This is a genomic window from Pseudomarimonas arenosa (assembly GCF_014841215.1).
Lineage (GTDB): Bacteria > Pseudomonadota > Gammaproteobacteria > Xanthomonadales > Xanthomonadaceae > Pseudomarimonas > Pseudomarimonas arenosa.
The window spans coordinates 17,340-30,524 of sequence record NZ_JACYTR010000032.1 but is presented as its reverse complement, the minus strand read 5'-3'; the positions used below and the strand labels follow the sequence as shown (position 1 = coordinate 30,524).

General features: G+C 61.5%; 1 protein-coding gene (cut by a window edge). It reads left to right on the top strand.

The window, feature by feature from the left end; all coding sequences use genetic code 11:
* The first annotated feature begins 8 nt into the window (after window positions 1–8).
* Window positions 9–13,185 carry the beginning of a CARDB domain-containing protein gene (locus IFO71_RS13840; protein ID WP_192030240.1) on the top strand. Its footprint extends 16,493 nt past the window's final position, so 13,177 of the gene's 29,670 nt are visible here — the first part of the coding sequence; the start codon lies at window positions 9–11; its stop codon lies off the right edge, out of view.

The following is a 13,185-nucleotide window of genomic DNA, read 5'->3' as shown; positions in this document are numbered from 1 at the left end:
CCCATGGTTTGAAGAGATTTGGACGAGCTCTCTGCGGCGTCGCGCTGCTACTGACCAGTACCGCGTTTGCCGCCAGCCATTTGCACGGGCCGAGCTGCGTCGAAGAGCATGCGCAGTTCAAGGCTGATAAACAGACTGTTATCCGCAGCGCCAGTGAACTCGACCAACTCACGGTCATCGAGTTCGAAGGCGACTATACGCGAGGCAACAGCGAGCCACGCACCGCCATCGCTCAACGGTTCTACAGCAACCACCGCGATGAGTTCGACTTTCTGATCGTGTTCACCACGTTCGAGTACGACACCGGTGGTGCGTTGGCGTTCCACAATCGAATCAAGAATGACGTGAGTGGTATTGGCTTGGCGCAATCCGACGCGTCCGCCAGTTATGGCAGCGCAGGCAAGCTGCAGGGTCTGATCGACATGTCGGCGCTTTCTCGCTACGACTGGAATCGGTCCAGCCCGGGCTATCAGGGGCTGCTCAATGTACTCGCCCATGAGGTGATGCACCGCTGGGGAATCAGTGCGCGCTATCTCGATGAAGCCGGCATTGAGCGCACTGATCTGATCGGCGACTCCGAATCACACTGGAGCTTTTATGTCGACTCCGACGCCTCCTTGATGTTTGGGTCACGTTGGCAACAGCGTGACGACGGACTTTACGAGGCGGTGGAGACGCGAAAGCGATACAGCATCTGGGATATGTATCTGGCGGGCCTCGCCGCAACGGAAGAGCTGCCGCCGATCGCCGTGCTTCCCGCTGCAGAGCAGCCAGCTACCAGTCTGCCGATTCTGGGAGCGACGGTTGCCGGGCCGCCGCGGGAGGTGGAACTGGCCTCGGTCATTGCGGCATTGGGCAACCGGGTGCCGGATTTCAGCACCTCACCCAAGCACTTTCGGGCAGCGGTCATCCTGGCAAAGCGTCCAGGCGACGTGGTGTCTGACGAGGTGGTTCACGATCTCCGCGTACTTAGCAGAGAATTTGAGCGATATTTTGCTGCAGCGACGCGCGGTCGCGGGCAGATCAGAATCGAATCGTCGCCGAACGGCAATGTGCGAGTCGGTGCGCCCACGCCGCCGGCGGCTCCGGTTGCCACGCGCCCCCACACCAACGCGGTGGAGTGGCTGCTGGCGACCCAGCGTGATGACGGCAGTTGGCAGGACAGCGCTGCCACACGCATTCGCGATACGTCGGTGGTACTGCTGACCTTGGCCAGCGCGGGCAGTCAGGCAGAGTTGGCGCGCGCGAAGGCTGTAGCTTGGCTCACGGCTCAAACGCCCACGACCAACGAGCAGCGCGCCTGGCGGGCGCTTGCATTGCAGACGCTGGGAAATCCAACGCAGCCACCGTTGACTGCTAACTCAGACGGCGGCTACGGGCTGGATCAAGAGTGGCCCAGTAGCCTGCATGACACCGCCGTGGTCAGCGCACTGCAGCAACGCATGGGCTTGGCGGGCGTTCCAGCCAGAACCGAATGGCTGACACGGCAGCAGAATCCTGACGGAGGATTTGGCTTTGTTGCCCAAGGGCCAAGTCGCCTGGTCACCAGCGGATTGCTTGCGTCGGTTATCGGCAGCGGCACGGGAGCAATATCCGCAGAGTCGGCGAGCAGGCTGTTCACCTGGCTGCGTGATCTGGGTCCATTGGTGCGCGACCCAAGTTCAAAGCTAAGTCTGACTTCGTCGCTGGAATTGTTGGTCGCATCTCCCGCTTCGGAGTTGCCGCTCAATTTCAAGGCGGCTTTATGGAGCTTTGCGCAGTCGAGGGCGGCAGCTTCCATTGAGCAGCACCATCAGGTCGAGCAAAGCAACTATCTGACGGCCTTGTACCTGCTGGCCGATTCGATGCAAACGCAGCCAGACCTCGAGGTGCTCGCACCGCTGCAGATTCTGCCGGCCTTACCGCGCCAAGGTGAGCCAGTGCTGCTGATTGCACGTGTGACCAACCGCGCTGCAGTGGGCTCACCTCAATCGGTGCTGCGGTGGCGAATAGCTGACGCCAGCACGGTTGCCAGCACGCCACTGCCTGCCTTGCTCCCAGGACAGTCAATCGAACTGTCGGTTTGGGCGGAAACTCCCGACTGGCCTGCAAGCGGGCAGCTGGTCGCCGACCTCGACCCAGACAACGAGTTGGCTGAGTCCAATGAGTCCAACAATACTGCAGAACTTAGCTACCAGATCCAGCAACGATCAGCGGGCGCGGATCCCGCAGTTTTCGCCGTCGATATCAGCGCTGAGCCTGCACGCATCACGAGCGTGCCCTCTCAGTTGCAGGTGCAGGTGCGGGTGCGGAACCTCGGAGATTCGGCGCTGCAGCAGCTGCCGGTGGTAGTGGTTGACGCGTCCAATCCTGACATCGCATTGGCGCGACAGCTCGTCGACCTTGAAGCAGCCAGTGTCTCGCAGGTAGCGCTTGAGCTGATGGTCGCCACGGGATCTCAGCTTGAACTGGAAGTACAGCTGGATCCTGAACGGCTGGCCTCAGACAGCGATCGCGACAACAACCGCGCATCGGTAAGGGTGTCGTTTGACCCCACGGTGGATCTGTCAGTTCAAGAACAAGGTATCGTTTGGTCTAGCGCCAGCCCGCTGCTCGGTCAGGATCTTGAGCTTGAAGTAGACGTTCAGAACTTCGGCACATTGGAATCTCCCTTGGCTGAGCTGCAGTTGCAGGTGCGTGAGCAGGACGCGTGGCAGCCGTTGGCGTCGTCTCAAGTAAGCGTGTTTTCCGGGGGCTCACAAAAGCGTTTGCTTCGTTGGCGAGTGGATCGAGAGGGTGAGCAGCGCCTCAGGGTGATCATAGACCCCTCCGACGCGATCAGCGAGATCGAAGAGGCGAATAATGCGGTCGAGCGGGTTTTTCAGATCGGACGAGGCGATCGCGCAAATCTGTCTCTTGAACTGGCCAGCCTCAGTGTGCAGCCCAGCCCCTTGCTGCAGTTCCAGCCCTTCGTAATGCACGCTTCGCTGCTCAACACGGGCGGAGTGGCTAGTGCGGCCTGCAGTGCGGCGGTGTATCTGGGCGACCCGCGCGTTGACGGGCGCAAGCTGGCTGAGAGCGTGGTGGTGCCGGCAATTGAGGCCGGCGGTCGCCAAGCTATCAGTATGGCAGTCGATGACCTTCCGGCCTCGGGTGAGCTGGACCTGTATTTTAGAGTTGACAGTGCCGGCCAGATTGAGGAACTCAACGAGAATGACAATCTTGGTGTGTTGCCGGTGCTCGCCTTGTCCGCGGGCAACTATGAGCTGAGTGATTCTTCGATTCAGCTCAGTCCCAGTCCACCGGTTGCCGGTGAAACCCTGCGTATTGCCGTTGATCTGGCCAACAGCGGAGAGCAGGATCTACCTCCCGGCACGCTGGCGCTGCAGGCCAGCACCGCAGCTGGACGTGTCGATATCGCTCCAGGCCTTGCTGTTCCGGCGATCCAGGCTGGCGGTCTGGTTCGGGTCGAGGCCGATTGGTTGTTGCCTGAGGGGATGGAACTGCAGGCGATCGTAGCCGTGGCAGATCCACTTTCTGAGCGCCGCGAATACAACGAGGCTGACAACGAGTCCTGGCTTGCGGTCAATGTGCAGGAGGGCGGCGCGTTCTTGACCGAGCGCTTCTTCTCTCCCAATGAAGACGGCATTCGCGATCACACCGAGGCGGTGTACCGGCTTGATCCGCAGGATGGCTTGAGGCTTTCTGTTTACAACTCGGTGGGGCGCAAGGTCCGCACACTGTCGCTCACGCCCAGCAATTCGGGCCATCTTCGGGCCATCTGGGATGGCCGCGATGAGTTCGGCTATACGGTGCCCGACGCCCAATATCTGATGCAGCTCGAGTCAGACTCAGGTCTCGCCGCTGAGGCGCTGTATGCGGTCGTCGATCGCAATCTGGCAGCACCTCTCGATGCCGCGCGGGGATCGCGTGGCATCTACCGAGCGCTGCCGCCGTCCTATCATCCGTGGTTGGCAGCGCCGGCCACGGGCGCAGGCGCAGACAACGATCTCTTTGTCGTGGGCCATGTGTCGAACGACGACGCAGCTTTGCGCTCTGGCATCGCCCGCTTTAACGTGCTGTTCGGGCGGTCGAGCAGCTTCATTGACGAAGCATGGTTGCAACGGACACGCGCTGCCAACAATCTGCGCGAGGTAGAGGTTACCCAGCTGGCATTCTCGCCTGACGGCAGAGCACTCTATTTCGCCCTGCGGGAACTCACGCAAGGAGGCGCTCAGCAGTCTTCGATCTGGCGCAGCTCGGTTACCTCTGCCTCAGATGCAGTGCGCTTGCACGTCGTTCCGGGATATTCGCTAGCGCCGATCGTTCAGGTGCTGGAGGACGGAGCCTTGCTGCTCGGGTTCGATCATGGTGCTGCCAACGTGGTGCGTTTCGACCCGACTACCGCACAGAGTCAGCAGATTGACACCGTCGACCATCAGGCCCGGGTGGTGTGGGGCAACGACGACGGGGTGTTCCTGACGCGCTTTCGCCGCCCGTGGCAGTTCGTACCTTGGGATTCGGCTAGAGCAGCGCTCGACCTGTCCGGAGCGTCGGATGACTTCTATCCCAAGGATTGGCGCCTGCTGAGAGATGCGTCGCGGCTCGCTGTACTGGGCTCAGGCCCAGGGGGCGAGGAAGCGCGTCTGATCGATTTTCGCTCGGGTACCCGTGTGCGGTTGGCAAGCGCTGATCATCACGAGATAGAGGGGGCAGGCCATCTGCAGATTGACTGGGATGAGAGCAGTCAGAAGATATCGGTAGTGGACCACCAGGGTCGAATCATTCGCTGGTTCGATGGCAAGGGCGAGCTGCTGTTGCAGAGAGAATTTCCTGCAGTGGAACGGCAGGGTGAGTACGTTTCTCCGGCAGAGATCGATTACAGCGAGTATCGCTTTGAGGAGGCTGCTGTCGGCGCTATCGAGGGTGAGCTGTATCCGTATCAGTGTGCGCTGCCGCAAAGCGGTGACGATGGCAGCAAGCGCTTTATCGAGTTCGACGGTGAGCCCGATAGCGGTGCGGTGCTGCTCGACCCACTCACGCACACCACCTATTTGCGCAGCGGCGAACTGGTTCGAGCAGGCGCGGGTGAAAACGACGGCGGGTCTGAGGGCAAGCGCGTCGAAGATCTGCCAGGATTCCGCTACTCCTTGTGCCACGGCGCAACCGACTATTGGCAGCTGGGTGCTGAGCTGCAACGGATGGGCGGCTTTACGACCTGGCCGCTGACATCCGTCCTCGATCAAGAACGTTATGCATTGGCGGAGCAGACCGGGCTTGAGCCGATAGCCTCTCCCGATGGCTGGCCAATTCTGGTTCAGCAGAATGGAACCACTCTGTTTCAAGATGGGCGCATCATGCGTGCCGACAACTGGTTCGTTGAGCGCGCCTTTCCGCTCGCCGGACAGTACTTCGGCCATCTGCAGGCGCAAGGCCGCTTGCTGTTCGCCGAGCGAGGTGACCCCGAAGCTGAGCGTCCTCTGCCGCCGCATACCGTGCTCAGCACCCTGGATCGCCTGAGCGCTGAGTTGCGCGCAGACAGCGACGGAAGGTCGGTTCGTCTGTGGGGCGTAGCAAGCGACAAGAATTTACTTAGCTATCGAATCGACTGGGCTCCGATTGAGCAAAGCGATCGCTGGCGCGTGTTGCTGCCGCCGACCGCGGGAGAAGTTCGTTTTTCCGAGTTTATGAGCTGGGCCCCGCCGACAGCGGGTGCCTATCTGTTTCGGCTGACTGTTGAGGACAAGGCGGGCAATCGGGCCGAGTCCTTTGCTTCGGCCTCGCTTGAGCAGCCGTCTGCGATGGCTGATCTGCGCGTTAGCAATCGCGAGATCTCGCCTAATGGCGATGGCGTGCTGGATGACGCCGAACTGAGTTTCTCAGTGCTAAGAGCGGGGACGATTCGCCTGTCTATCGTCGATTCGTCCGGTCGGATCTGGCTACAACAACTGCTTTCTTATGGCGAAGCCGATCTGGGTCAGCATACCTGGATCTGGCAAGGGCAGGACGAGCGAGGGCTGCCGGTGCCGGATGGGCAGTACCGACTGCAGTTTGACACTGGATTTGCCATCGGTATCGAAGTGGATCGGACTGCACCCAACTTGCAGGTGATGGCGCAAAACAGGGTTGCCGATCGGCTGACTCCCCTCGGCGTCGAGACTTGCCAACAGGCGCGAGCACACTTTGCAAGCACGGGCAGCATGCCAACGCCCTTCTCGGGACCCAGCTTCCATTACTCGACTTTCCAGCAGGGTGCCGCAGATCGGCCGATGCCCGAGGTGTGGTTGCAGGGGCGCCCAACCGGTGGTTCGGTTTGGGTCACCTTGCGTGAGCTGGATGCGCAGACAGAAAGTGAGCAATGGCTGGGCTGTGTTGATCTGAGTTTGCGCGAGCGATCGCAGTTTGAACTTCGGCTGCTGGCGACGGATTCGGCAGGAAACTCGCGAACGAAGGATTTCGGGCCTCGGGTCGACTTCTTGCAGATGTCGCTTCATAGCGCGCACCTCTCTTCCCAGTATCTGGAAACCGCCGAGTTTCAACACATTGGTTCAAACCTCAATGGACTCGCATTCGAGGCCCGCACAGCGTCGAGCGGCGGTGGTTCTTCGCCGTCGGATTGGACCGTCGTCACTCACACCAACCTTCGGCTGAACCCCGATGCGCAGGGCCGTTCGGCCGGGTATTCCTGGCTGGCCGATCTCGATTTCAGCGCTTTCCCGCCATTGACTGATCTGCAAGTACGAGTGCGAACCACCAGCGTCATCAGTGCGCCGATCGATGTCAGTACAGCCGGCGTTCGTCTGCTCAGTCAGCAATGCTCCATCTTCGAGTCCACCGACTCCACTCAGGTCGAGCTGCTGCTCGCCATCGAAGCGCCGATTGCCGGCACCGATGCGCATTCCATGCTCCGGTTGGAGGCGCGTGATGCAGATGGGCGCGTGCATAGCTTTCCGGGCGGTCTGTTCAACGGCGTATTCCACAGAGTAGTGGCGAGTTGGCGTGCATACAGCCAGCTGACCATCGTGTTTCTTGATTCCCGCGGCCGCGAGTGGCGCTTGCCTTTGGCGCAGGCGACGACGCCACCTGTCTCCAGTCAATGTCCCACAAACACCGCTAGTTTTGTTGCCAGCCTGAAGGTGGCGCCCATCCGCAATTTAGCCTGTGGATCGACGCAGCCCGAACTCCTCAGAGCTGAACTGAGCTTGGATGTGCCGAATGAGTACATCGCCAGTGCCGTGCAGCTGGCGTTCTCACTGAAGGCCAAGGGGCCGGGCGGAGTCGAGGTCGGGCCTCTCGCATTTGAAACGCCTTTGCAGCAGGTGGAGCAATTCGAGAGTGGTGGTGTTCGCCTCAGAGGGTCTCTGTCTTTCAGCTCGGCTGGGCTTCCGCGCGGCGTCTGGGATTCTGAACTGATAGCTTCATCGCCAGGCGGTGAGATGCCAACCTATGCTCCGCCGACAGACGGTGGGTTCCAGTTGTTCAGCAGTGGTGTCGCTCAGGTTCGAACGACCTGGCCGTCGAGCGGTGAGCTGGTGTGCACCGGGCGATCGGGGCAGATGGATATTCTGGGCGAGCGCTATTCGCAGCTACCCTATTTTTCGGCGTCGCTCGGTGAGGCACTGCAGGGCTGTCCCGCAGGCAGCACACCGTTGTCGGATGGCCGGTGTTACGAAGTGGGATATGACCCAATCGTAGATCGGGGGCCGAATTCTCCGCCCTTGTTGGCGCCGGGTCGAACTGTTGGGGTGATGGGAACCCGTCGTTGGGCGCCACCGGGGCTCAAGCCCGAGTGCGTATTCCCATATTGGGAGCATGACCGCGAATGCTATCCCGACGGGCCCGTCACACTGGGGCAGACTATCGTGCAGCAGTCAGGCTACTCAGCCTGTGATCTGGTGACATTCGAGCACGACGCCGGCACCAGCTTGGTGGATACGCGGCACGCCTCTGTTGCTCATGACTGCGGAATCGGGCGCTGCCTGTCTCCGGGCGGCGACTACCCTCAAGCCGCTTGGATTCTTAATCCATACGAGGACGTCCATCTCTCGGCTCGCGTGTTCAACACTGAATTCACCGGAATGATCGGTGCTCGTCCGCAGTATGCGCGCACGACGCTGTTTGCTGAGGTCGACCTGGGTGCACACACCCATCCACTGGACCGGCCAAACCGGCAGATGTACGCCAGCTGGAATGGGGCCGGTGCGCCTGATGGCGTCTACATGCTTGAATTCGTAACCGTCGACCGCTGCGACCACAACGACTCGTTTAGTCGACTGGTTGAGCTTGACGGCTCAGGGCCCGAGATCGCTGTCGAAACGCCGACGGAGAACAGCGTCAGTTCAGAAGTCAGTCTGTTGATTCGCGCCAGTATTGCCGACTGGCACACCGGCCGCTGGACTCTCTCCACCTCGCACAGCCCCAATTCAGGATGGCAGCAGCTGGCCGAAGGCAGCTTCAAGGGCAGCCCCGGTCCCGACCAGGTGCAGGCGCGTGCTGAAACCTTGGGGCGTTGGTCCAGCCATGGATATGTTGGCCCGCAGTATTTCGCCATCGACGCTGAGGATCGGCTGGGCAACCGTTCGCGCAAGGTGTGGGCAATTGAACTTACCGCCGGTCAGGACTTGATCGATGCAGTTGAGGCTCATCCCGCTGTGTTCTCGCCCAATGCAGACCAGCGTTCGGATACCACCACGATCAGCGTCAGCCTGAAACAGCCCAGCGTGGTCAGCATTGATGCGGTGGATCTCGAAGGCCGGCTAGTCGAACGGATTGTCGACAGCCGTCAGACCAGTGCCGGGCGCTTCGAGCAGGTATGGACAGCGCGTGGGCGTGCCGAGGGCGAGTACCGCCTGGTTGTGTCCGCCATCGACGCGCAGGACGCCAGCAACCAGGCCAGCGCGGAAACGCGGGTAGAGATCGACCTGCAGGCCCCCGAGCTTCGCGACTTGATGCCTGACAACGGCTATATCAACTGTCGCGAAACACTCGACTTCGTATTGGACGATAACCACGACTTCGGTTGGGAGGCCGTGCTGACGCGTGTCGGAGGCGGGCCAGTCTGGCAGGACCAGGGGCGTGGCTTCAATGCGCTGCAGCTGAACGTGCTGCAGGGAGGCAATGAGGGCGACTACCTCCTGGATATCGAAGCCAGCGATCAGGCCGGTAACCTGCTCAGCCGCAGCGTTCCATTTACTCTCGATTGCACCGAACCCATCGCGCGTGTCGACACCCCGATCGCGAACGGCTGGGTGGCGGCAGCAGGTCAACAGCGCCTAGCCGTGCAGGGTCAGGCCAGTGACAGCAACTTCAGCGAATTCGAGCTGCGCCTGCTGCCGAGCTCTGGCTCTGAAACCGAGCCGCCTGCCGCATCGGCCGGAGTGCAACTCAGTGTTTCCTCACAGCCCGTCGACCACGGACAGCTGTTGGATTGGTCTGTCGGTGGAACTATAAGTGGTGACTACCTGCTCGGGCTGCGAGTGAAAGACCAGGCGCGCAACGAGAGCGTGGCCTGGCAAGCAATCAAGATTGATTCCGTATTGCCGAGGGTCACCATCTCACAGCCTGTGAATGGCGCCTGGGTCACGCCGAATCTCAGCCTGATTGGATCGGTGCAAGAGCAAAACCTCGACCACTACGAGCTGCAGGTGTCTGAACAGGTGAATCCAGCGCGCTGGTCAACTGTTCGCGTGGGTGAACAGGCTTTGGACAACGCGCCATTCCCGTCTCTGTACCTTGGCCAGGAGGGCAGCTTCCGCGTCCGCGTGCTGGCTATCGACAAGGCGGGGCAGAGCGCCACCGCCGAGGTGGCCGTTCAGGTCGATGCCGTGCCGCCGCCAGCGCCGGTGCTCTCGGCCCAGGTGGGCGAAGGCCGAACGGTGCGGCTGAACTGGCACGGTTCTGAGACCGAAGATTTGGCCGGCTTCGTGGTGTCTAGAACTGATGCCGGCGAGCGGGCGGTTCTAGGTGTTCAAGGGCAGTTCGACGATCAGGTGGCGCTGGATGGTACCTATCGCTACACCGTGCGCGCATTTGATCGAGCCGGAAACTACAGCCCCGATAGCAATGTGGCGCAAGTGCAGGTGGATCGCACGCCGCCGCAGGTGCAGCTGACGCGCCCTGCTGCCGGCGAGCGTGTGCGTGCCGAGTACCCGGTGATTGGCACCGCACGGGGTGATCAAGATCTGGCGGAGTTCCTGCTGCAGGCAATCTCCCAATTTGGCGAGTCCGTTTTGCTGGCCCGCGGTGAGCAGTCGATCGTCAATAGCCGATTGCTGCGCTGGAATACGCGCGACTACGCTGACGAATCCAGCGTAGAGTTGGAGCTGAGCGCCACCGATCGCAGCGAGAATCGTGCCGCGACACGCGCAGGGGTCGTGGTCGACAACCTGCCGCCTGCGCCGCCACAAGCGTTCACCGCGGTAGTGCAAGGCGAGGGCGTGGTGCTGCAATGGCAGGCCAATAGCGAGCCCGACCTGCTGGGATATTTGCTGTATCGCAGCGGTCAGTTGATTCCCGTGCGCGGCAGCGTGCCGGACGACCTGCGTTCAGCAGCGCAAGCGGCCAATAGCTACAGCGATGATTCGGCGCCCGATGGCGTGCTGGACTATCGCGTCTACGCGATCGACTTGGCCGGCAATATCAGCGCGCCCTCCATGCCGCAGCAGGTTGAGCTCGACAACGGGCCGCCTTCGATGGAGATCCTGCAGCCGCAAACCGGAATGCGGCTCGGTGAGTCGATTGCGCTGATTGCCACCAGTGCCGATCTTGATATCGCCTCAGTTGCCCTTAGCATGCGGCCGGTTGGCGCTAACGAGTGGGTCGACCTTCAGGCGATCCGCAGCGGGCAACGCTGGAGCGCGCTGTTCGACGTCGACGCGCTTGAATATGGCGACTACGAATTGACCGCCGTGGCTACCGATCTTGGTGGACTGGTCGATCCGCAGCCGCCATTGGTGACCGTCAGCTACGTTGATCTGGTGGCTCCTGCTGCGCCGGTCGGATTGACGGCGGTGGCCGACGGCGGGCGCGTTGAGGTTAGCTGGCAGTCGAGCCTGGAAGGCGACTTCGACAGCTATCGGATCGAGTGGCGATCCGCCGGAGGAGACTGGCAACAACTCGCGCTGGAGCAGCCAGATTCTGCCGCATTCACCCATCGCGACCTGGCCGATGGCGAGTACCGCTATCGAGTGTACGCGCGCGATCAGGCGGGCAATTTCTCGGGCGCCTCCAACGAAGCAGTGGGTATCGTTCGGAGCCTGTCCGTTGATCAACCGTTTACGCCCACGTCGGCGAGCACCGTTGACCTTCGAGGCTACTCGCCGGCTGCCGGCACCCTGTCGCTGGAACGGGTAGATGAGCAGGGTGGGGTATCGACCACCTACTGGCCGTTGGAGCAGTCCGGTGATTTCACCTTGCCCGCGATGGGTGTTGATCTCGGCCGCTCGATGCTTAGGGCGGTGCTGCAGGCCAATGATGGTCATCGAAGCCGGGTGACGGAACGCGGTGTGCGACGTGGCAGGGTGCCGCCGGCACCCGAGAGTCTGCAAGGCGAGTCGCAGACGGACAGCGTGTCGCTTCAGTGGTCCGAAGTAAGCGGCAGCGATATTGCCGGCTATCGCCTGTATCGCAACGGTCAGACCGAGATCGATCGCGCGCTAACTCCAAGTTCCACCACGGGCGAGCCATCGGTCGGCGCGGCGCACGCCGTCGACGGTGATGCCAACACCGTGTGGACGGGCCGGTCCATTGGAAACACGCGTCGTACCGATGCCAGGCTCGAACTCACGTTGGATTCCCAGCGGCTGCTGGGCGGCGTGCAACTGACGTGGCGAGACGCGGCTTCTCGGGCGCAGTCATTCAGCCTCAGGGCGCGTAGTCCCGACGGCGAGTTGGTCACCCTGCGCAACTTCGACGACAGCTCGGGAGTGAGTCAGCGGCTGTACTTCGACCATGCTTATCCAACCGATCGGCTGATTTTTCAACTGCACGGCCTGCCCAGCGCCGGCGGGCAGTTTGCCCTTGCCGAGGTCCAGCTGTTTGAGCGTCTGCTGCTGCCAGGCTTGCAGTCGAGTGACGTGCAGCGCGACGGGCGGCATCGTTACCAGGTGGCTGCAGTGAGCGCGCTTGGCATCGAAGGCGCATTGAGCCCAGCCTGGGAAATAGCGCAGGGTGATCTTGAGCCGCCGCTCGCGGTGCAGCTGGAAGGTAGTGTTGAAGGAACCCGTGCCGAACTTTCTTGGAGCGAAAGTGCTTCCAACGATGTGGCGGAGTATCACCTCTATCGCGATCATGCGCGGATAGCCGTCATCGCCGCTCGCCAGTACATCGACCTTAACTTGAGCCAGGGTAGCTACCGCTACTGGGTGCATGCGGTGGATAACGCGGGCAACCAGAGCGCGCCATCCAACATCGTGCAGCTTGAGGTGGTGGCCAGCGGCTTGCCTGCGCCGCAGATCACCGCGGTAGAGGCGCTCCCCGAGGGCGAGGCGCTGCGCATTCGTTGGGGTATGTCGGGCCCTGCACCTGCTGCCTACCGAGTCTATCGCTCGCTCACCGAATCGCCGCTCAGCTTGTTCGAACAGGTGGCCGAAACATCGGAACTCCAGTTGGTCGACCGTGGACTTAGCAACTCGATTCGCTACTACTACAGCGTGAGGGCGGTCGATTCGAGTGGCACTCTCAGTCCATACAGTGCAGTTCGTAGCGGTGTACCCAGCCGCCAGGGCGGCCCAGGCGCTCCGGCCATTTACTATCCGACCAACGCGGCCCACCCAATTGCCTGGCGGTCGAGCTATTTCGATGTGTGCGGTCTTGCCTTGACCGGCGCCGACCTGATTCAACTGCGACGAAATCGGGCCCTGCAAACGGGCGTCCGCCTGCAGGAAAACACCGAACTGCGTCGACTGAGCACGCGTCAGCTGACCGGCCGCACAGACCGCCAGCCCGAACAGCTCGTGCTGTCGCCGTCTGGGCGCTGGTTGCTCGCCGAGGTGGAGGGAGAAAGCCTGCTGCATGACCTCGAGTCCGCAGGCGAGGTGCGCGAGTTGGGGTATTGGCGTGCATTGAGCTTTGATCCGGGTGCAAACGCGCTGTGGGGTTGGAGCTCGGGCAATGAAGAGCTGCAACGCATTGAGCTGCCGGACGGCGATCCGGAATCGTTTGGAAACTTCGGTTTCGATGAGGTGGTGCAGCTTGCCATTGCGCCCG